Origin of the sequence: Thalassotalea euphylliae, from assembly GCF_003390375.1 — a bacterium.
In the GTDB taxonomy this organism is placed as follows: Bacteria; Pseudomonadota; Gammaproteobacteria; order Enterobacterales; family Alteromonadaceae; genus Thalassotalea_F; species Thalassotalea_F euphylliae_A.
Genome location: NZ_QUOT01000001.1, coordinates 2,153,153 through 2,176,194 on the forward strand (window position 1 = coordinate 2,153,153; position 23,042 = coordinate 2,176,194).

The 23,042-nt window shown below is 43.3% G+C and carries 18 protein-coding genes; 14 read left to right on the top strand and 4 right to left on the bottom strand.

Annotated elements, in window-relative coordinates; all coding sequences use genetic code 11:
• The first annotated feature begins 28 nt into the window (after positions 1-28).
• The gene (ybaK, locus tag DXX94_RS09425; protein ID WP_116015433.1) at positions 29-496 is read left to right on the top strand and encodes a Cys-tRNA(Pro) deacylase; all 468 of its coding nucleotides are present in this window, start codon (positions 29-31) and stop codon (positions 494-496) included.
• A 7-nt stretch (positions 497-503) separates the two neighbouring features.
• Here the strand turns inward: ybaK and DXX94_RS09430 are convergent, their stop codons facing one another.
• Together DXX94_RS09430 and DXX94_RS09435 are read right to left on the bottom strand one after the other, a co-directional pair.
• Positions 504-1,040: a response regulator transcription factor gene (locus tag DXX94_RS09430; RefSeq protein WP_116015435.1), complete on the bottom strand. Its 537-nt coding sequence runs from the start codon at positions 1,038-1,040 to the stop codon at positions 504-506.
• A 69-nt stretch (positions 1,041-1,109) separates the two neighbouring features.
• A complete protein-coding gene (locus tag DXX94_RS09435) occupies positions 1,110-2,258 on the bottom strand; it encodes a sensor histidine kinase (protein WP_116015437.1) in 1,149 nt (382 codons plus the stop codon).
• Between the two features lie 411 nt (positions 2,259-2,669).
• Between DXX94_RS09435 and DXX94_RS09440 the strand changes: the two genes are divergently transcribed.
• From DXX94_RS09440 to DXX94_RS09490, 11 genes are all read left to right on the top strand, one after another.
• The gene (locus DXX94_RS09440; RefSeq protein ID WP_309545217.1) at positions 2,670-3,404 is read left to right on the top strand and encodes a 5-oxoprolinase subunit PxpA; all 735 of its coding nucleotides are present in this window, start codon (positions 2,670-2,672) and stop codon (positions 3,402-3,404) included.
• 76 nt (positions 3,405-3,480) lie between these two features.
• The gene (locus DXX94_RS09445; protein WP_116015439.1) at positions 3,481-5,388 is read left to right on the top strand and encodes a carboxyltransferase domain-containing protein; all 1,908 of its coding nucleotides are present in this window, start codon (positions 3,481-3,483) and stop codon (positions 5,386-5,388) included.
• A 320-nt stretch (positions 5,389-5,708) separates the two neighbouring features.
• A complete protein-coding gene (locus tag DXX94_RS09450; protein WP_116015441.1) occupies positions 5,709-7,952 on the top strand; it encodes a TonB-dependent receptor in 2,244 nt (747 codons plus the stop codon).
• Positions 7,953-8,292: 340 nt separating this feature from the next.
• Entirely contained in the window at positions 8,293-8,883 is a 591-nt protein-coding gene (locus DXX94_RS09455; protein ID WP_116015443.1) for an anthranilate synthase component II, read from the top strand.
• A gap of 93 nt (positions 8,884-8,976) precedes the next feature.
• Complete coding sequence (locus tag DXX94_RS09460; RefSeq protein WP_116015445.1) at positions 8,977-10,122, top strand: HDOD domain-containing protein; 1,146 nt, start codon at positions 8,977-8,979, stop codon at positions 10,120-10,122.
• Between the two features lie 458 nt (positions 10,123-10,580).
• A complete protein-coding gene (locus tag DXX94_RS09465) occupies positions 10,581-11,795 on the top strand; it encodes an aspartate aminotransferase family protein (RefSeq protein ID WP_115998839.1) in 1,215 nt (404 codons plus the stop codon).
• A gap of 183 nt (positions 11,796-11,978) precedes the next feature.
• On the top strand, positions 11,979-12,995 hold the full coding sequence (gene astA / locus DXX94_RS09470; RefSeq protein WP_116015447.1) for an arginine N-succinyltransferase: 1,017 nt from the start codon (positions 11,979-11,981) through the stop codon (positions 12,993-12,995).
• 74 nt (positions 12,996-13,069) lie between these two features.
• Positions 13,070-14,539 (top strand): succinylglutamate-semialdehyde dehydrogenase, encoded by a 1,470-nt coding sequence (gene astD / locus DXX94_RS09475; RefSeq protein ID WP_116015449.1) that lies wholly within the window; start codon positions 13,070-13,072, stop codon positions 14,537-14,539.
• Positions 14,540-14,896: 357 nt separating this feature from the next.
• On the top strand, positions 14,897-15,697 hold the full coding sequence (locus DXX94_RS09480; protein WP_115998836.1) for a DUF1338 domain-containing protein: 801 nt from the start codon (positions 14,897-14,899) through the stop codon (positions 15,695-15,697).
• 515 nt (positions 15,698-16,212) lie between these two features.
• Positions 16,213-16,560, top strand: coding sequence for a DUF3802 family protein (locus DXX94_RS09485; protein WP_115998835.1), 348 nt, complete (start codon positions 16,213-16,215; stop codon positions 16,558-16,560).
• A 95-nt stretch (positions 16,561-16,655) separates the two neighbouring features.
• Entirely contained in the window at positions 16,656-17,060 is a 405-nt protein-coding gene (locus DXX94_RS09490) for an OsmC family protein (RefSeq protein ID WP_116015451.1), read from the top strand.
• Positions 17,061-17,125: 65 nt separating this feature from the next.
• Here the strand turns inward: DXX94_RS09490 and DXX94_RS09495 are convergent, their stop codons facing one another.
• On the bottom strand, positions 17,126-18,379 hold the full coding sequence (locus DXX94_RS09495) for a hypothetical protein (RefSeq protein ID WP_116015453.1): 1,254 nt from the start codon (positions 18,377-18,379) through the stop codon (positions 17,126-17,128).
• Positions 18,380-19,279 (bottom strand): phosphoribulokinase, encoded by a 900-nt coding sequence (locus tag DXX94_RS09500; RefSeq protein ID WP_115998832.1) that lies wholly within the window; start codon positions 19,277-19,279, stop codon positions 18,380-18,382. It lies immediately after the preceding gene.
• A 240-nt stretch (positions 19,280-19,519) separates the two neighbouring features.
• Between DXX94_RS09500 and DXX94_RS09505 the strand changes: the two genes are divergently transcribed.
• Positions 19,520-20,419: a cytochrome-c peroxidase gene (locus DXX94_RS09505; RefSeq protein ID WP_258872139.1), complete on the top strand. Its 900-nt coding sequence runs from the start codon at positions 19,520-19,522 to the stop codon at positions 20,417-20,419.
• Between the two features lie 6 nt (positions 20,420-20,425).
• Entirely contained in the window at positions 20,426-22,858 is a 2,433-nt protein-coding gene (locus DXX94_RS09510) for a response regulator (protein ID WP_116015457.1), read from the top strand.
• The last annotated feature ends 184 nt before the right edge of the window (positions 22,859-23,042 follow it).

Below are 23,042 nucleotides of genomic sequence, written 5' to 3' on the forward strand. Positions count from 1 at the left end.
ATAGCGTTAAAAGTATAGTAACCAACATATGACCCCAGCAGTTACCTTTGCCAAACGCCAAAAACTGGCGTTTGAGCTTTTAGAATATCAACATGATGCCAATGCCAGCTCGTACGGGATGGAAGCGGTTGAAAAACTACAACTTCCCGCCGAAAGCGTATTTAAAACCTTAGTGGTGGAAACCGACCAAGGGCAACTGGTCGTCGCCATTATCCCAGTGAGTGAAAAACTTAGCCTAAAACTCATCGCCAAAGCAGCAAAAGCAAAAAAAGCCGTGATGGCAGATCCTGAGAAAGTGCAGCGCACCACAGGTTATGTACTTGGCGGTGTTAGCCCACTTGGACAGAAAAAGCGCCTACCAACCTTTATTGATAGCAGCGCTGAACAGCAAGCGAAAGTTTATGTCAGTGCCGGTCGTCGCGGCTTAGAAATTGGCATAGCGCCACAAGATTTAAAGAAATCGTTAAATGCGGGGTTTAGTGCGTTAATCGCATAGAAATCTATCAACTATTTACCGGCTTTTTGACCAGCTTACGCTGCAAGGTTCGACGATGCATATTCAATTGGCGCGCAGTTGCCGAGACATTACCTTGGTTTTCTTGTAGCACACGTTGAATATACTCCCACTCAATGCGCTCAGGTGAGGTTAAGGTTTGCGCTGGATTAGGCAGATTATCCAAACAAAGCTGGTCATTCATCAAACCTAACACCGCCAAAAGCGAGCTAAGCTCAATTGGTTTGGGCAGGTAATCATCTGCGCCTGATTTTATCGCGGTTACTGTTGTAGCAATACTGGCATAGCCTGTTACCAAAATGATTTTACTATTCGGTAAAGCAGCGCGTACTTGGGTGATCATTGGCAGTGATGACTCACTGCCTAAGTTCATATCCAAAACCACCGCATCTGGCTGCCAACGCTGGCAGGTAGGTAGTAAGGCATCAAGCTGGTCGATATGCTCGACCTCAAACCCTTTGCGCGTTAGCTGGCGTGCTAATACTCCCGCAAAGGCAACATCATCTTCTAATAGTAATAATTTCAAACACTTGCCTTTTTCGTTACCCTGCGGAGTTTATGATTGAAAAAATAGAACCTCATCAGTGACCAATGCTCAATGGCCAAGGGCCAACGCCTGACAAGGTAAAGTCACTTGGCTACGTGAGCCGCTGGGTAAATTAAATAACTGTAATTGTCCAGCAAATCGTTCAATGGTGGCATTGGCTAACGCCAGCCCCATGCCCATACCTTGTGATTTACTGGCAACCTTCACTTGCCCTAATTGTGACAAGAGTTTGGGATCTATGCCTTGTCCTTGATCATCAATATTTATCACCACTTGCTGAGCGCTGACACTCACATCAATGGTGATTTCATCCTGCTGATTAGCAAGGCTAGCATAGGCGGCATTTTCCAATAAATTGGTCAGTGACATTTGCAGATTAAAGTCGGTGGATAACACATAGTTCACGCACTCAGGTGCAACATTGAGTTGATAGCGAATATCGTTGCGGCTAATCCACCAATATTGCAAAGTCTGCTCAATAAAGTCATCAATTGCGACCAGTTTCATATTGGCTGATTGATGGCTACGTACTTGCTGGGCAATGGTATGTACAGTTTGGTGACAAACATGAATTTGAGCACTGAGCTCGTCCACTAATCCCTGCTCATACGCTTGATTTTCCTTGAGTTCATCAACTAGCAAGCGTGCCGTCGATAACGGCGTTGCCAAACGATGCGTGGTATTCGCCCCCATGGTTGCCACTGACAATATTTGCTCATCTCTTAACTGCCGCTCACGCAGTTTTAGAATTTGTTTTTGCTGGCTAATAATCGCTTGCCGTTGCTGGGTAACAAACCAAGTCATCAATAAGGTGGAGATAACAAAAGTCAGCCACATACCAGACAAATGATTGGTAAAACTTTCCGATAAGTGTTCAAAATGAGCAGCATGCCCTTGCAGCATTAAGCCGGTATATATGGCAATTGCCAAGACAGCGACCAGCCAAGCAATGCGCCGCTTCATCTCCATGGCAGCAACAATTACTGGCAAATAAAGTACAAAAACGCCTGCATTACTTGCACCGCCATGCATTTGCAGCAACACACCGTAAAAACATAAATCGAGCACAAAAGGGAACAACGACCATAGGTGATTAATAAGATCAGATTGGCTTTGCGCCGCTAGCTCGCGAACATCTAAGTATCGAGTCATTAACGCCAATAACAATGCATAGCCAGCGCAGATTCCCCAAACCATAGGATTGGTCGCATCTCCAAAGAAAAAAATGGCTACTAGGCAGGTCAACCAAAGTAGCCAAGGTAGAAAAAACCATGAGGTTTTTTGCGGAACTTTGTTTGGAACATAGTTCGGAACATGGTGCGGAGTGTTCCATGAAAAAAGAGCAGAAATCACTTGTGCCTTCAATTAGGTAATCTATCAACTAAAGCCAGAGGCTAATCAAGCCACCGGCGTATTGCAAGTTTGCATAACATCACTAGCTAGCTGCTAGCTAAGTGTTAGCTATGCCCAAAATAACACTGGCTAGTCGATCGCTTTATTGGCCTTATTTTAATGTCCGTAGGCTGATATGAGAATGTGACAAATTGTCGCACCAAATGATGAATTGCGGTATAACCAAGAAACCAATGATAGCGATGCAAACTCAGCGTGAAAAAAATTAAGCTTAACTGTGATTTAGGGGAAAGTTTCGGCCAGTGGACGATGGGCCGAGATGAGGCAGTTATGCCATTAATTGACGAGGCAAATATTGCTTGTGGTTTTCACGCTGGTGATCCTTTGGTTATGCAACAAACGGTCGCTTTGGCAGTGAAGCATCAAGTCAGTATTGGTGCGCATCCGAGTTACCCAGATTTACAAGGCTTTGGTCGTCGCTCAATGGCGATGACGTCAGCAGAGCTTATCGCCCACTTGCACTATCAACTAGGGGCGTTGCAAGGCATCTGTCAGGTCAATAATACAAGCTTGGCATTTATTAAACCACACGGCGCACTCTACAACGATATGATGCGCGATATCGCCCTATTTACAGCTATCTGCCGAGCTATCAGCCAGTTCGACCAAAACTTAGTGTTGGTGATACAAGCCTTACCTGATACATCAAAATGGCAAACAATTGCTGAGCAATTCCAGCTAACATTGCGTTTTGAAGCGTTTGCCGACCGCCATTATCAAGACAATGGCTTGTTGGTGCCACGTAGTGAAGCCAATGCGGTCATTACAGATGCTGAGCAAGCTCACAAAAGAATTAAGCAGCTAGCGGCAACAGGTCAACTACTCAGTATTAATGGCAAACCGTTAACACTGCAAGTTGACACCATTTGTGTGCATTCTGATACAGACAACGCATTAGAAATTGCCAGCAAGTTAGCGAGCATTAACTAGCCTCACAACCCTTTTACTACAAGCTTTATTAGGCTTTTGTTAGCCAAGTATAAAATCACTTTATAGGATTGAATTAATGAATATCAGCGCAATCGAATTCGATTTTATCAGTGAAGACACTTTGCTATTGCGTTGGCCGGAAAAAGTGTGTCGTCAGCAACACAGACAAATTATCAAAGCTCAGCAACATTTAACCATTGAACTAAGTCAGTTTATTTCCGACACGTTAGTAAGCTTTAACTCACTACTGATTTACTACCGCTACCCTCTGCTCTCTGCTAATCAACTTCAAACACTGTTCGAACAAGCATTGGCTAACCATGCAGAAGGCTGCGCCACTGCACCGGAGCATGCAAATCCAGCAAGTGCCGATGATAAACCACTAGCGGGTAAGCAAATTAGTATTCCCACATACTATGACGAGCAAGCCGGTTGGGACTTAACCGAGGTGATGCAAACCACGGGACTAAGCCAACAGGCGATAATCGCCAAACACAGTGAACCTGACTATTATGCCTATGCCCTAGGGTTTACGCCGGGCTTTGCCTATCTCGCCAGCCTAGACTCGCAACTGCAACTGCCCAGAAAAGCGATCCCTCGCAAACAAATGCCAGCAGGTGCAGTTGCCATTGCAGGTGAACAAACTGCGGTATACCCAGATACAACTCCAGGAGGCTGGCATATTATCGGGCAATGTCCCGTGCCGCTTTATCAAGTGACGGATACCGGCATCGAAAGTGTTATCAAAGTGGGAGATAGTGTTCGCTTCACGCCAATTGACCGCGCTGAATTTATTGCACTTGGCGGTACGCTAGCAAAAGCACAAGAGTCAATAGCTAGTCCATTAAGCGAGGATCTCACCAACTCAACATTAAATACTTCACCGCCAGAAAAGAGCCTTAGCGCGAATAGCAGTCAACAGCACACGCCACTACTGCACTCGCAACTACTAGACAAGCCATTACTGACAATCAACAAAGGCGCAGCTCGCGTTAGTTTGCAAGACTTAGGGCGCAAACATTGCAGCCAGTATGGCGTAAGCCCATCTGGTGCTGCTGATGAATATGCGTTGATGACAGCCAACCAATTACTAGGTAATGCCTGCTTTGAAGCGGCACTGGAAATACTACTCGGTGATGTTGAAATCGTATTCCATCAAACATGCGAGCTCGTGGTCGCAGCTGTTGGTGATGAACAGCCACTCACGTTAAATAATGAAGCCAAGCCAGTGTGGCAAAGGCTCGGCATTCAAGCAGGAGATACCCTGACTATTGCGCCACTTAAGCAAGGTAATTACGCCTACCTGAGTATCAAAGGCGGTTTTGCTATTAGCCCATGGTTTGAAAGTGCGGTACCTAAACTTAATGCACCAATAGTGAGTGAGTATTTTGCCGCTCAGCCATCTGCTAAAGCCGAACCTGACCTTGCTCAACAAGTTGATTCTCAAGTTACTGCTAAGATAGCGGCTCAACCTGTCAAAAATCAGCGCAGCTATTCAACCTTTTATCCGCATCAAGGGCTGATGAGTGAGCAAGAGCAACCTTTTATCGCCAGATTTATACCAAACCAAACATGGCAACACTTAATGGATGAACAGCAAGACGAATTGCTTAACCAAGTATTCACGATTGATATCAGCTCAAACAAAATGGGTTATCGCCTTAATGGCCAAGGATTTGTGAACACATCAACTAACAGCCAATCTGCATACCAAGCTTTGGGTGACAGCGCAGGCACAATTTCCAAACCAGTCACTTATGGTCAAATTCAGCTACCAAGCGCAGAACAATGGATTGTGTTAATGAAAGATAGGCAGACCATCGGCGGCTACCCAAGTATCGGCAACGTGATGAAAACCGATCTGTTTCGTCTCGCCCAATTAAAGCCGAATCACCCTGTGCGTTTTCAGCCAATTTCGCTGGCGCAAGCGCAAGTGCAACTCGCCGCTTTTTATCAGCGTTTTGGTAACTTGTCAGAAAACTAATTGCTTAAACTTAGTTAACCGCCTGCTTTAAAAGTCTCTGTAATCTTCCGTTAACGAGCGTCTTACGCCGACAATACCTAACCTCAAGATTCACTTGGTATCAAGGGTATTAACCAACGCTTAGACCTCAAGAACCACAAACTACTCATTAACATCATATTTACACTTATTTACATTAATTTAGGTGGAATCGAGTAACATTATTCGCGAATGATACTAATTATCATTTAACAACAAGTACGTGACGGATTACTGCACCAGTTAGTGAACTGAATTAATCCTCGCTTTCCCCTCGGATAATAAGCATTAAAAGGAATATTGTGAAAACACTTAATCTCAATACTATTTCACTAGCAATGATCTCTCTTTTTTCAGCAACCAGCATAGCGGCAACTCAGCCTTCAGACATCGAAGTGATAGAAATTACCGCTAAACCTTTTGAAGTACCCGTTTCATCTTTACCAGGTACCGTGCAATTAATCAGCCAAGCAGAAATTCAGATACAAGCAGCGGTTAGTGCCGATGTTTCGTCACTACTTGCTAACTTAGTGCCCAGCTACAGCCCCGAAACACAAATGCTGTCGAGTACTTATCAAGGGTTTCGTGGTCGCAAATCAATCGTGATGATCGATGGCATTGTCGTGTCTAATTCTTTGCGTGAAACCAGCCGCGTACTAGCCTCGATATCAGTTGAAAACATTACTCGCATTGAAGTGATTCATGGTGCCAGCGCAGTTTATGGCAATGGTGAATCGGCAGGTATTATTAATCTAGTCACTCACCAAGCCAGTGATCAAAACGTTGAATTTTGGAGCCAAGTTAAGTTTGACGGTTCAATTCATAATTCAGATTCACATGGTTATCAATTTAACCAGCGTATCTCTGGCACTGTCGATCAGTTCTCATATCTTGGCCAGTTGAATTGGCGTGACAGTGGTGAAATTTTTGATGGCAATGGTAACCAAATCCCTTCCGATCCCGCGGGTAGAGGAGGTTTAGGCGAACTAAAAGATATTGATGGTCTATTGAAATTCACTTACCAATTTAACCAAGACGCCGATTTAGCCCTCAATACTCATTACCGCAAACTGGAAAATGAATTGAGCTTTGGCCGCAAAACTATCTTTGACGATGTTGTCGTAGTAGATCCAACCAAGCCATTTACTGGAGATGCACCTTATAGCGAAAACCAGTATCTGCAACTTGAGTTTAATCATCAAAGATTATCCAACCACAAAGTCAATATTGAGCTTAGTGTCGCCAACAGTGAGAATACACAGGCGAACACAGTCAAAGTTGAGTCTGATAAATTCGCCTTGCGCTTCGCTGCACAACCTTTATCACTGCCACGTGCGCAAGATGTGTTTACTTACGGTATCGATTATCAAATTGATGAAACAACTCAGCACAGTAGTCGTGGGGTTTGTGAAATTTGCGATGTTGAACAAACCAACTTAGCACCCTTTGCAGAGTACCAGTTCAATTTTGACAACTTTATGGTGCAAGTCGGTGCACGTTATGAAAATTTTGACTTGGATGTGCCAAGCTATGTGGCGACAGGTCGCTACGGTGACGCCCCTTTCTTTGGCCAGCAAATTGATGGCGGCGAATTAAGCTATAACAAAACTGTGTTTAATGTCGGTGCTGTTTACCGCTTCACAGATACCGAAGTTTATGGCTCATTTTCACAAGGATACGGCCTAGGAGACCTACGCCGATTAAGGTCAATTAACGTTAACGATGTTGATAACTACCGCCAAGCACTTCAGCCCGTAGAAGCCGACAACTATGAATTTGGTTTACGTGGGCAAATTAACGCTTTTAGCTTTGATTTAAGCCTTTACTACACCGAAGCTGAGCATGCGCAAAGCTATGTTGATATTACCGACCAAGTGATTTACGCATCGCTTCAGCAAGTCGACCCAAGACTCACTTATGATTTAAGCCAAACGTTTAATCCTGATGCTATTGATGCCTTAGTGACCCGCGATGAGCGCACATACGGTGCAGAGTTTAGCTACGCCTACAGTTTCACCGACTCCTTAGATATCGGCGGCACCTTGAGTCACAGCGAAGGAGAGTATCGCCATCCAACAAGCGGCTGGATTGATCTCAACCACTCGCGTTTAAGCCCGTTTAAAGCGACCCTTTACGCTAACTTAGAGCTAACCGACAAGCTAGGCGCTAATATTCAAATTAATCACATTGGTTCACGCGGTGCTGGCGAGCGAATTAATTTAGCCATCCCACAAAATGGTGCTTTTGGCACGTTTGAAGGCTACCAATACTATGGTGCAGGAGTCGAGGGCTATACAACGGTTGATCTGTCGATGTATTACAACACCGATATGGGTGATTTTAAGTTAGGCATTAAAAACCTATTTGATCGCGTTTACTTGCCAACTTATGCCCAGCAAGGAAGTGGTAGTGTTTACGGGCAAATTGATCTGCCACCAAACCCAGCACTTGATCAGATCGAAAGCTTAGTACGTGATTTTGCTTTTAGAGACAGTTACAACGCCCAAGGAACAACGTTTACCCTAAGTTACAGCGTGGCTTACTAACGCTATTTTCTTCCCTAAAAGCATTATTCGCTTTGTGAGATAAGATCCCAATGATTGGTGCGCTGCTTTAGCGTACTAATCATTCATGTCGATAAGGTTCTCTTTAGGTTGCCCCACTACTTTTTTGCCAAACAGCAATGTAGCAACGAATCGACAGCAGACTGACTACTACCAATCCAGCACAAAATAAGGCGCTGAATAGCGCATTACAGCAAAGCCATTTATCACAAACTGAGCATTCCAATATTTATGCGAAGTATCATAGGCACTCGCATCAAACGCTGAATTACGTTTAAAATAGCGCAGCTTTTACCATTGAGCGTTATAACGAGGTTTTTCTGTGCTGTTAATGATCGACAATTATGATTCTTTTACCTTTAACCTCGTACATTATTTTCAATCGCTCGGGCAAGAGGTAAAAGTGGTTCGTAATGATGAAGTTACTATTGCCGACATCGAAGCATTAGCCCCTCAATATTTAGTGGTTTCCCCTGGCCCTTGCGATCCCGACAAAGCGGGGATTTCACTGGCGGCTATCGCACATTTTGCCGGAATTATCCCCATTCTAGGCGTATGTTTAGGGCATCAATGTATTGCACAACACTTTGGCGCTAAAGTGGAACGTGCACGACAAGTTATGCACGGTAAAACGAGTCATATTAGCCATTTGGGTTCGGGTTTATTTCAAGATCTCAATCAGCCACTGGAAGTCACCCGCTACCATTCTCTGATTGTTAATCGCCAATCACTGCCTAGTGAACTGCAAGTCACAGCATGGACAACATACCCTACCGGCGAGTTTGAGGAAATCATGGCGTTAGAGCATCAAACCTTACCAATTGCTAGCGTGCAATTTCATCCCGAGTCAATATTAACCGAGCAAGGCCATATACTCCTGAATAATTTCTTGGCAAAATACCGTAGAGAATGACGCGTCTAACATAAATTCCTCATGAATTTATTGCCTTAGTCGATATAAAAAACAACTATAATCGCCAGTAAGCCAAAATAATAATTACTCTTCATGCAGCTTTTTGAACAACACGACACCACTTGGGTACTTTATCAGCGCTATATTAGCCTGTGTATCAAGAAAGAATTTGCCCAGCAGCAAACTGGTACCCTAGTGACTTTTAGTCACCAAGACAGTGAACAAGCACATCGTCGTCGTGAATTACTCGAAGTTGAAGAACAAGCAAAACAAGAAAAGGCAATAAAAGAGCACGGTGAGCAACATTTTCGCAATCAAGTAATGAATAAGTTCTTTACCAAAGTTGCTGGCGAGATTAACACTGAGTTCGAACAAAAAGAAAATTTTTACCAGAGCTTTCTGGCCATTGAAGATGCCGCGCCAGCCATTCTGGAAATTCTCTCATTGCGCGCAGCCTCACTTAATCGCGTTACCCCGCTGGTTAGCAGCTTGCATTGGTTGGCTGAAGAAGCAATTAACCTAGTCAATAAACCACAGTATCGCAAAAATGCAGACGTAAAAGTTACACAAGCCAATTTGGCCGTTAGCTATATTGGTTTAGAAAACTTAAAGTTGGTGATGCCAACCTTTATTTTAAAGCACTGGTTACCGCTTAGCACAGCGCCTTACCCGCTGATGAAACGCAAATTGTGGAACGATAGTTTATCAGTTGCCTTAGCGACTAGAGCATTAGGCGAAGCGCAAGGGGTAGACTGGTATCGCGCCTTTACCGCGGGCATGTTATCCAATGTTGGCACACTCGCTGTCACCCGCTGTTTTCTTGAAAAATTTAGTGACTCGTATAACCGAGAAATTAAAGATGCTTACGATAATCGCGATAAGCGATTGCATGACGCGCTGGTCAGTCTAGAGCAATCACCTGAGCTATTGCTAGAGCAGCTGTGCACGCGCAGTTATATGGTAGGTGCAGATCTAATTGAACAAATGAAGTTTGACCGCCTGCCGATTACCGAACCATTATTCGACCTAGCTTTCGCTCGTACCACCTCGGCAATGAGTGAACTGGCACAGTTGGTAACGAAAGCAAAGGCTTACGTAATGTTTCGCACCTTAGCGAAAGATGAACTGATCAATAATGACGAAGCAAAACAATTATTGTCTGTTGCGAAAATAACGCCGGCAGATATTGCGTTGCTTAAGAAAACCGATATCAATCATCTTAAACTGAACTTCAGTTAAGCTAACGCCTAACGGCCTTAATCACCTTTTCCGATTACACTTGTGGGTAAATGCTTCTCCCCTAACGTTTGCTTACTACTTCCTTTTAAAGTGAAAAGTGCTAAGTGATAATCATTCCACCCTTTATTGGTGAATTTACCATCAAGGTTTCACTCGTTTTGACGATAATTGCACAGATTTTTTTTTGATTAGTTATGAACTCAGCTCATAAGGCAATTCTAGCCAACAGCGTTTTGCCTCCCTTGAACGCCTAGGAATCACCGCATTTGGGCGACTAAAATAGTTATGCACTCTTGATGCATAAATCCCTACAAGCCTTGAATTTACTGGCCTTGCAACCTTCTCAAACAAGACATTGATGAATTTTTCTGCCATACTGTCGGTCTTAATTTTGCCCTTTCAGCGTAAAAAGCTGAGCAAAAACTAATTAGACAAGCCCACAAGTAGAGGAGATTAAAATGTCGAACCATTTTCCTGTCGACCGCGCGTTATTTGACGATGTTATGGTGCCAAACTACTCACCATCAGCAGTAATTCCAGTACGCGGTGAAGGCTCTCGAGTTTGGGATCAAGAAGGTAAAGAATTTATCGATTTCGCTGGCGGTATCGCGGTGAACTGTTTAGGCCATTGCCACCCTGCACTAGTTGGTGCATTAAAAGAGCAAGGCGAGAAAATCTGGCACTTATCAAACGTAATGACCAACGAGCCAGCACTGCGTTTAGCGAAAAAAATGGTAGACAGCACGTTCGCTGAAAAAATCTACTTCGCAAACTCAGGTGCTGAATCTAACGAAGCGGCATTAAAACTTGCACGTCGTTGGGCACTAGATAACTTTGGCGCAGAAAAGTCACAAATTATCTCATTCAAACAAGGTTTCCACGGCCGTACTTTCTTCACGGTAACCGTTGGTGGTCAAGCAGCATACTCTGACGGCTTTGGTCCTAAGCCAGGTGATGTCGTACACGCTGAGTACAACAACCTAGAGTCATTCAAAGAGCTAATCTCTGACAAAACTTGTGCAGTAATGATGGAACCACTGCAAGGTGAAGGCGGTATTGTTTCACCAACACAAGAATTTGTTGAAGGTGTACGTGAGCTTTGTAACCAGCACAATGCACTATTAATTTTCGATGAAGTGCAAACAGGTGTTGGCCGTACTGGTGAACTATATGCATACATGGGCTTAGGTGTAACACCTGACATTTTAACGTCAGCCAAAGCACTAGGTGGCGGTTTCCCAATCGGCGCTATGCTAACGACAACTGAGATTGCTAAGCACCTTAAAATCGGTACCCACGGCAGCACATACGGCGGTAACCCATTAGCATGTGCAGTTGGTGAAGCAGCATTCGATACCGTTAACGACCAAGCGGTTTTAGACGGCGTAAAAGCAAAAGAAAAACTTTACTTTGATGGTTTAAAGGCAATCAACGAAAAGTACAATGTTTTCCAAGAAATCCGTGGTAAAGGTTTATTAGTTGGTGCCGTGCTAACTGAAGCATACCAAGGCCGTGCAAAAGACTTCTTAGTTGCTGCGATGGAAGAAGGTGTAATGACCTTAGTAGCTGGCGCTAGCATTGTTCGTTTTGCACCGTCGCTAATTATTCCTGATGCCGATATTGCTGAAGGTTTAGCACGTTTTGAAAAAGCAGTAGCAAAATTAGCTCAGTAATCAACCGAGCTGAACTAAGCTATTAAGCTAAGCGCCTTAGCCAAGCACATAAACCAAGTACATAAGCTTAGGCGCTAAATCAAACAGTTAAACTTAACCAGTAAAATAAGCCAACTAAATAACGCTTGCCGAAGCTTAATTTTAATAAAGCAGCAAGCGTTATTTCTCTACAGAGACAGATTTATGATTATTATACGCCCTATTCAAACTAGCGATTATGATGCTTTGCATCGCATCGCCGTCGAATCAGGACACGGTTTTACATCACTCCCTGTTAACGAAGAACTGCTCACCAATCGTATTAATCATTCGGTAAGTTCATTTGATAGTCAGGTTACTCAGCCGGGTAATGAAGGCTATTTGTTCGTCATGGAAGATACCGAAACAGGTCAAGTTGTCGGTACTAGCGGCATCGAAGCGGCAGTCGGCTTAGAAGATGCATTTTATCACTACCATTTAGGCAAAGTGGTTCACAACTCACGTGAGCTCGGCATTTACAATACCGTCGAAACCTTGTCATTGTGTAACGACTACACTGGTGCTTCTGAAATTTGTACCTTGTTTTTAAGTGAGTCGCACCGCAAGAACAATAACGGCCGTTTCCTATCACGCTTCCGCTTCTTGTTTATGGCAGAGCACAGCGAACGCTTCTCTGACACGGTAATTGCCGAAATGCGCGGCGTGTCTGACGATGATGGCCGCTCACCATTTTGGGCATGGTTAGAAGAACACTTCTTCTCGATGGATTTTCCAACCGCAGATTATCTAACGGGTATTGGCAAGAAAGTTTTTATTGCTGAGTTAATGCCGAAGTACCCAATTTACGTCAACCTACTGAGCAAAGACGCTCAGCAAGTGATCAATAAGGTACATGACAAAACTGTTCCAGCGTTACGCTTACTGGAAGCTGAAGGTTTTGCTCGTCGTGGCTACGTTGACATCTTTGATGCCGGCCCAACGGTTGAAGCGACCAAAGGTAGCATTCGAACCGTTAACGAAAGCCGAAAGTATCAAGTGATCTTTGGCGATGTTGATGAAACCACGAACTACATTATCTGTAATACCAAGGTGAAAGATTTTCGTGCCACACAAGCGCATGCTTCGGTTAGAGAAACGGCTAATCAAGTGGTGATAAACCACGCGGTTGCTGATGCCTTAAATATCGGTGAAGGCGACTGGGTACGTATCGTCGCTAACTAAGCTTATTGCTTTATGGTCGCTCTGCTTACGACATTGCAGAGTGATACCGACAGCAAGAACATAGAGAAATACATATGACGCAAGCAATTCAATTTATCAATGGTCAATGGCAAGCTGGCCAAGGCCATGAAGTTACCTCGCTTAACCCTGCAAAAAATGAAGTCATTTGGCAAGGTAACACAGCTACTGCAACGCAAGTAGATGAAGCGATTAAAACCGCTCGCACAGCATTTACTAGCTGGTCAATGCGAAGCTTAGAAGACCGTATCGCGGTAATTGAAGCGTACGGCAAGCAGTTAGAAGAAAACAAAGAAGCAATGGCGCGTACTATTGCTGAAGAAACTGGTAAGCCATTGTGGGAAACTCGCACAGAAGCGGCGGCAATGATGGGTAAAATTGGCCTATCATTAAAATCTTACCACGAGCGCACGGGTACCGTTGAAAACCCAATGCCAGGCGCAAAAGCATTTATTCGCCATAAGCCACACGGCGTTGTTGCGGTATTTGGCCCATACAACTTCCCAGGTCACTTACCAAATGGCCACATTGTGCCAGCGCTAATCGCAGGTAACACTGTGGTATTTAAGCCAAGTGAATTAACCCCGAAAGTAGCTGAGTTCACGTTAAAACTTTGGGAAAAAGCAGGCTTACCAGCGGGTGTGATTAACCTAGTACAAGGTGAATTAGAGACCGGTAAAGCGCTAGCAAGTCACCCACAAATTGACGGCCTATTCTTCACTGGCTCGTCAACCACAGGTAAATTGCTACACGAACAATTTGGTGGCCAGCCAGGTAAAATCTTAGCGTTAGAGATGGGTGGTAATAACCCGCTTATAGTTAAAGACGTTGCTGATGTTGATGGTGCAGTGCACGAGATTATTCAGTCAGCCTTTATCACCACAGGTCAACGCTGTACTTGTGCCCGTCGTTTATTCATTAAAAACGATGCTCAAGGCGATGCTATTATTGCCAAATTAGTTGAAGTGACAAAGAATATCAAAATTGGTCATTTCGATGCCGAAGAACAACCATTTATTGGTTCAATGATTTCAGCCAAAGCGGCACAAGGTTTAGTGGCAGCGCAAGCACAATTAGTTGAATTGGGCGGTAACAGCCTAGTTGAATTGAAGCACTTAGAAGCTGACACAGGTTTTGTTTCACCGGGTATTATTGACGTTACTGCGATTGATGCATTACCAGATGAAGAGCACTTTGGCCCACTATTGAAAGTGTTCCGCTACACAGATTTTGATGCAGCGATTGTAGAAGCTAACAACACGAGCTTTGGTTTGTCAGCGGGTCTACTTGCCGACAGCAAAGACGACTACGATTACTTCTTCGCTCGCATTCGTGCCGGTATTGTGAACTGGAATAAGCAAATCACCGGCGCCAGCGGCGCGGCACCTTTCGGTGGTATTGGTGATAGCGGTAACCACCGTGCATCGGCATACTACGCAGCAGACTACTGTGCGTACCCTGTTGCTTCTGTTGAAGCTGACAAGGTGGTGATGCCTGCAACATTAAGCCCAGGATTAAGCATTTAATTGATCTTGATTAATCTTTCGTATGCCCGCTTTCTTTATCATGCCTTCTTTTAGCATGGCAATGGTATAGTAAACAGGCATACGATTGATTAAAATATCGACCATGAAGCTGACGTATCAACTACAAACTGCAGGCTTTCGCCCAGCATTTTTCAAAAGTATTGATCAAATCTAAATCACTGACGACAAGTTAGCGTTTGCTTTCGTCATGCTCAACTTTTACACCTAAGCGCTCGCTGACCTGACGCCCTCTTATTCACGTTATTTGAATTCTTTTTATCAACGAATTTAATAACGGGATCTTAACCCTAACTAATGATTTATTAGCGTTTAATTCGCCTCTTATTAGGAACTGTTATGACTGCGCAAGTTACACAATTATTTAACAACATTTGGCAACACTACTTAACCGTGACTCCGTCTGCGGAAAAAATTCACCAGTTATTAGGCTCGGGCAACGATGTGATTAACGATCACGTTGCTTACCGCACTTTTAACATTGAAAAGGTTGGCTTAGACAAGCTAGCAGCTCACTTATTAGCGCTTGGTTACAAAGAGTGTGGTGAGTACAACTTTGAAGCGAAAAAGCTTTACGCTAAGCATTTTGAGCACGCTGACAGCACGCAGCCAAAAGTATTTATCAGCGAATTATTAGTTGAAGAATTCTCACCCGAAGCACAAGCGATTATCCACAAGTTAGTTGAGCAATTGCCAGAAGAAGCTGTTACTGCAGAAAACTTCTTATACTCAGGTCGTCAGTGGCAAGTAAGCCATGAAGACTACCAAACACTATTAGCAGAAAGTGAGTACGCAGCTTGGGTTGCGGCATGGGGGTACCGTGCAAACCACTTTACGGTAAGCATTAACCACCTAGAAAACCATGAAACTATCGTTTCAGTAAATGATTCACTAAAAGACGCTGGTTTTACGCTAAACAGTGTTGGTGGCGAAATTAAAGGTGACGAAACGGTGAAGCTAGAGCAGTCTTCAACCATGGCAGATCACGCTGAAGTAGCGTTCACTGATAAAACCGTTAGCATTCCTAGCTGTTTTTACGAATTTGCTAAACGCTACCCACTAGAAAATGGTGAGTTATACACAGGCTTTGTTGCGGCATCTGCGGACAAGATTTTCGCCAGCACTAACGTTGCAGCCTAGTTGCTCAACTCTCCTGTCGCTTAGCCTAAAAGCTAACCATTAGCTCAGCAAAAGCGAACGATACGCGCTGTTACTGTATTACTTTATGCAGTAGTGGCGCTACCTTTACTAATTAACTGTTACCTTACTCGATCAAATTCTCCGCTTGTCATTTGATGCGTTTTAAATCAATTAGTATAACTACCAAACCACACAAATCCTTCGATTACCTTCACTAAACGCGTTATTTACACCGTGCTAACCAAGCGATATTTTCTTTCGACAAATATCCCATACCAATTGAATTAAATAGTTGATCAATTATAGCGTAGGAAAAAGGTTCATAAACAAGGCGTTATTTTTTAGTAACTAGTTGTTCTAATTCCAAAAATAACAACGAAGTTTATGAGTGTTTTAGCCAGCCAGAATGATCAAGTATATATTGAAATTGGTATCACTAAGCTACTCGCAAACTTGCGTCAGACAAGCGATTAAGAGTAAAGTATCTGCCAATTTAACATTAGTTTTGATGAATTATGGTTACCGATACTGAAGGTTATGTTCATATCATTGAATACCTCACTGAACACTTAAGCCTGTTTGAGAACGCCAATAACAGCAATAGCGGTGAAACCGTAATGGAAGTGATTGAGCAGGAGCTCAGCGAGCAGATCATTTTGGTGTGTAGCCAGAACGAAGATTTAACCTTTAACCAACGCAATATGATTATTCGCGAGGTTGATTCTATTGTTTATGATTTAGAAGAGATTTTATCGGCCGTTGTTAACAATGCAGTCTCTGATAAACAGCGCGTATTTCTTAAAGAATTTGCCACCTTGATCAAAAACCTATTTGATACCGAAATTCACCACCTTCCTCACTAAACTCGTTAGAGGGTCAAACAGCAAAGCGCTTATTTCGCCGCAAACAGTCTCCTAACTACGAATTTACATCTTATATAACAACGACAGAGGCAATTATGAAAGCAACCGTTACTTGGGCTGGTGAAGAACTGTTTTTAGCACAGTCTGAAAGTGGCCATTCATTGGTACTTGATGCAAATGGCGGTAAAACCGCACCAAGCCCACTTGAAAATGTTCTCCTCTCGCTTGGCAGCTGCTCATCAGTTGATGTAGTCAGTATTCTGCAAAAAGCACGTCAAAAGATCACCGACTGTCGTGTCGAAATTGACGCTACACGTGTTGATTCTGTGCCACGTTTATTCTCTGATATTCATCTACACTTTGTGATCACTGGAACAGACATTGCCGCCAAGCATGTTGAGCGCGCTGTCAGCTTATCAGCAGACAAATACTGCTCAGTTGCACTAATGCTGAATAAAACCGTCAAGATTACTCACGACTTTGAAATTGTAGAAGCGTAGTTTTACGAGACTAATCCAAACCAAACTGGGCTAAGCAGAGCCGAACTAGGCAGAGCTTAGCTAAACTACCAGCCAAATGTATCTAGCACTTGCTGGTAATCATCATCAGACAGGAAAAGATTGGCAACCGCTAATGCCGTTGCCTTGTTCACTTGAGCACCTGCTTGTGCTTTAAAGCCCAGCCCCAACCAATAGTCGTAACTGATTTTATCTGGCGCGCCGCTATATTGTGCTAACAATTGATAAAAGTAAGCGCCACACTGATAGAGTGCTTGATAGGCTTGCTGCTCAGCAAATTCATCCACCGGAATTTCGGCTAACTTTACTTCACAGCTAAGCTTCGCCTGTTGACGCTTGTGTTCAACAAAAGCTTTCGCCTCTGGGTAGAAGGTCATGAGTAACTCGCCCGCCACAAACTCAGCGTGACCTTCATGCATCCATGCGTCTTGAGCGCTGATGTGCTGTACATAGCTACCTTGATAAAGGTGCACCACTTCATGGGCGTAAAACCAAATTAAATCATAAGGATTGGTTTGCTTTAGCTGACCGTACCAGTGCATAAAGATCTGATCGGGTAATACCCCACCTTGGCGGCCATAGCGCTCACCATTGGTTTGTTCAAACGAAGCAAAAAGCATAGGTTTACGCGGTAATTTAGGAAAGCGCTCTGTCATTGCGGTGATTGCTTTCGGCAAGAATTGATGAAGTGCAGAAGTAACCTCTTCAGGTAGGGCTTTGTCTATCACCGAGATGTAATAGCGAGTATCGTTGACTTCTGTATTGCCAACAAATACTTTTCGTCCGTCATTATCATCATACCAACTAACTTTGCCATAGGCTGATTGCCCATTGAGGATAATGCGCTCGCTAGGCGGCGCAGACAGCGTTAAATACCAAGTATGCTCATTACCCCTGCACAAAACCGCGCACGCAAAAAAACGCCCGCTATGCAGCAATATGGAGCCATCTGAAAATACCGCAAATGGCGCATAGGACTTAGGCAGATGTGTGTAGCTTGGCGTTAATGCGAATGAAACCGAAGTAAAGCGAGTATTATCTTTTCGAAAAACAGTATCCTTACCGTTGACCTTACGTAAGACGTAGCCTTTATCTAATAATTGCCAACGGTCAAAGCGCGAGTTATCCGGTGAATGATGGAACTGGATGCTTTGGATTGGCGTTTTACTGCGATAGGTGACCGACCACTGATTATCTTCCGATTTCTGTAAGTCAGTAATTAGGATGTTATTGGCACTCAGCGTAAAGCTAGAGGAAAGCAGTGCTATCCAAAGAACAACACGAACTGCTAACGCCAACATTTATAGATCTGACATCCAATCAAGCTGTTTGTTCGCTTCCGCTTTTTTGTCCATCAACTCTTTGATCAGCGGGGTTAGAATTAACTCCATGGCAAAGCCCATTTTACCACCCGGCACCACCAAGGTATTAACACGTGACATAAAAGCACCGTCAATCATCGATAGATAATACGGAAAATCAATATGGGTGGAGTCACGAAAACGGATCACCACAAAACTTTCATCTAATGACGGAATGGCTTTAGCGCTAAACGGATTTGAAGTATCAACCGTTGGCACGCGCTGAAAATTCACATGAGTACGAGAGAATTGCGGTGTAATAAAGTTGATATAGTCATCCATCGAACGAACAATACTATGAGTTACCGCTTCACGGCTGTGGCCGCGCTTATTAGTGTCGCGGATAATTTTCTGTATCCACTCTAAATTGACAATCGGTACCATGCCAATCAGTAAATCAACATGCTGAGCAACATCGTTTTTGTCGGTTACCACACCGCCATGTAAGCCCTCATAAAACAGTAAATCTGTTCCCTCACCTAAATCTTCCCATGGCGTAAACGTTCCTGGCATTTGGTTGTAGGGCACAGCTTCGTCAAAGGTATGCAAATAACGGCGCATTTGGCCTTTGCCCGTTTCACTGTAATCTTTAAAGAGCTTTTCTAGTGCATCAAAGTCATTGGCTTGATCGCCAAAGTAACTAATATTGCGCCCTTCATCGCGAGCTTTGCGCTTTTCTAAATCCATTTCTTGGCGTGAATAACGGTGAAAGCTGTCTCCCTCAACATTGGCAGAGGTAATATCTAACGTGCGAAAAATATGCTCGAACGACTCAGTCGTTGTTGATGTACCTGCACCTGACGAACCGGTTACAGCAATGATGGGATTACGTGAAGACATTGAAAGTCACTTAATTCACTTTTGAGGCCAAGGAGTTTTGTTATACGGGCAATCAATTTTCAGGTCAAGCCATTCTAATTGTTTATTATTCAGCTAAACTAAGGAGGTATTTGAATGGCATAGAACGGATTAATGGTTAAGCGGTATTATCAGTCACTTATCGTTGGAATTGCTTTAGCTACCTCCATTCCTTTTAGTTATTTTGTTTTTTTAACAATAAGCTACGATAAAAGTGAAACTTTGCTCAACAAAACGCAGTACGACTTTGTCAGTGTTGATCATGCGATTCAACCTTTACCGACAAGCTATGTTGTCGATCAACAATGGGCCACGTTAGGCAAAGCCTTATTTAACAGCCCACTACTCTCCAAAGACAATACAATCTCTTGCGCTTCCTGCCATATGCTGGATTTTGGTGGTGATGACGGTTTTAGTGTTTCTACTGGCGTCGGCAGTCAATCCGGTTCCCGTAACTCCCCCACTGTACTTAATGCAGTTTTTAACTTTAAACAATTTTGGGATGGCAGAGCCAATAGCCTAGCGCAACAAATTGATGGCCCTATTCACAACCCCGTTGAAATGGCGACATCTTGGCCAGAGGTGATCAGTAAACTAAGCCAAGATAGCTACTTCTCAACAGCCTTTAGACAGCTAGGCATTAGTCATATTGAAAGTGAACACATTGTTCAAGCACTGACTATTTTCGAGCAATCTTTGATAACCCCTAATGCCCCTATTGATCAGTACTTACTGGGTGATGAAAACGCACTGACTCCCCAGCAGCTTCGTGGTCTAGAAAAATTTACACAATTTGGCTGTAGTGCCTGCCACCAGGGTCGTAATATTGGTGGTAATCTATTTCAAAAATTGGGCCAAGTGGGTGATATTCCTGCTGAGCTAGCGGCAGACAAAGGGAAATTTCACCTTACTAGCGACCCACTCGATTTGTACGTATTTAAAGTACCCAGCTTAAGAAATGTCGCCTTAACCGCCCCTTACTTTCACAATGGTGCGATTAAAACCTTACCAGAAGCAATACAGATAATGGCGAAAACACAGCTAGGCAGAGAGTTATCAAGCGAAGATATTAACGACTTGGTTGCCCTATTAGAAAGTTTTACCGCACCAATGAGTCACTAGCTTGTCATGAATATTTTTAAGTACCTACCTGAAATAGTTTGCTTGGCGGTATTTTGTATCGGCTCAGTTATTGGCGTAAATCTACATCATACAAAATCTCAAGAGCGCGAATCCTTAAACCACCTCTCCAAACTTGCCCAGCTTGTTCCTAAACACACTAATGAGGTGGTGAATACAAACTTCGCTGCTCAGCAGCACTACGACATATATGCTCAACTTCAATTTGAGATTGATCAACTCTTAATTAAGTTGCCGGCTGATAGTGAAGTTAGGTTTTTAGTTAAACGGTACAACGAACTTTCAAGTAGTTATATGCAACTCGTCACTATGCTAAAAACCTCCAGGCAACTAGTTGCCAGTACCAAGTTAACTGAGCTGTCGACCCTCCAATTAAACAAGCTTAGCTTGTTAACCAAACGGCTTTTTCTATTTATTATTGCTCCAAGTCCAGCCTTGCAGTCTGAGCTTTTAGAGCTTCTTCAAGCAATTGACCAGGATGTTACCAGTAAAGCAGCATTGGACAATAGCTGGGCATTGTTTATGCAGCATGTTGTCTTTATTCTCGAAAACACTATTAAGTCTGATGAGCTAAAGCTCGCCATGGAAGCGCTTGATGTAAATAGTGCACTTCAAGCAGCACTAGATAAGCAAACAGTTGCGATTAAGCAAGCTGAACAAAATGCCTTTATCAGTCTTTTAGCCATGCTTATTGCCGCCCTAACACTGGTAATTACAGTATTACTGCGCTTGCAAAAAGAACTCACCCTCAAAAATGAAAAATATAAAGAAAGCGCTGAGGTTAAAAGTAAATTCTTAGCCAATATGTCGCACGAAATTCGAACGCCAATGACGGGAATTATTGGCCTTGCTGAATTATGTTTAAGCACACAATTGAACAGAGAGCAAAAAGACTACCTAGACAAATTATTATTTTCCGCTAATTCACTGCTAACAGTGATTAACGACATTCTCGACTTTTCTAAGATAGAGTCAGGCAAGCTAAATATCGAGCATGTGACATTTGACTTTATTGATGTATTTGACAATTTAAGTGTATTAGTTGGCCGGCCTGCGGAAGAAAAGGGTATTGAATTAATCTTTGATATCGATGAACAAATACCAGCAAAAATTATCAGCGATCCCGTTAGAATCAGCCAAATCCTACTAAACCTCACTTCCAACGCAATTAAATTTACCGACCAAGGCCATGTACTAATTTCGGTAAAACTTAACGCTGACAATACCATAGCCTTCGCGGTAGAAGATACGGGGATTGGCTTATCAGCTAAACAGCTAGCGAGTCTATTTGAACGATTTACTCAGGCAGATAACTCGACAACTCGAAAATATGGTGGGACTGGTCTAGGTTTGGCCATCAGTAAAAAGTTAGCTAAATTAATGAATGGTGATATCCATGTTACTAGCGAGCTGGGTAAGGGATCGACCTTTACCTTAACGCTACCAGTAGAGTTAGTTAACACCGAAAATGCCGATCAACTAGTTAGAGTAGACTCCCCAAAACGCATACCTAATAGTACCCAAGATTCCGTTCAAACAGGTTCTCCTAATAAAAACGCCCTACCCCTTCAGGGCAGTAGACTACTACTCGTTGAAGACAACAAAGTGACACAACATGTTATTGCTCAGATGTGTAAACGATTAGGGGCTAGTGTCGTAATTGCCGCCACGGTAAACGATGCGATAACCAAAATACGAGAAGCTTACTTCAACATTGTGCTGTTGGATTGGCACTTATCCAAGCAAAATGGCTTGACCCTAATCAACCACCTGAATAGCCAGGCCGATGCTGTTGGCTGTGTCATCATTTGTAGTGCATTTAGCCCTGAGTACATTAGAGCCCAAACTCAAGATAGCGGCAGTTTTAAGTATTTAGCAAAACCTGTCACCATAGCTAGCCTAGAGCGTGCACTTGCTGACAAGTGCGATGAGCATATAGCTGCGAAGCAAATAACCCCTAACCCTCCTCCGTCTTTAGCGACACAGAAGAAAGAGGCAAATGATGATGCAAACGTAAGTAGTAAAACGCAGCCGGAAAATCAGCGCAAAAACACCGTTCTTTTGGTTGAAGATAATCGGATCAACCAACTAGTGGCTAAAAACTTGTTAACTGAGTTTGGCGTTAATGTTGATTTAGCTGAAAATGGTAAGGATGCAATCAACGCCGTTGCCGCTACTAAGTATCCACTAGTACTGATGGACATACAAATGCCCGTAATGGATGGTATGGATGCCACTAAAGCGCTCAGAAAGGACTACGATAAGGAGACCCTACCCATTGTCGCCTTAACAGCTAATGTGACTGAACAGGAAGTTTCACAATATTTGGCACTAGGCATGAACGCCCATCTAAGCAAGCCTTATGAAAAGGACAAAATTAAAGCCTTGCTACATGATTACCACTTAATTACGGAAGTCTAATAAACCTTAGCTCAGAATAACAAGCTTAAATTTGCCATCAAAACTAGCCTTGCTAATCTCATGCATATACAGAGAAGTGTGAACAAGTGATTTATTCTAAGGCTTACAATGAGGTTTGTCTATTAATTAGTTTTAGCTAGATATAAAGGGAATAGCTGTAAGAAGCACATTCGCAATGAAAAAC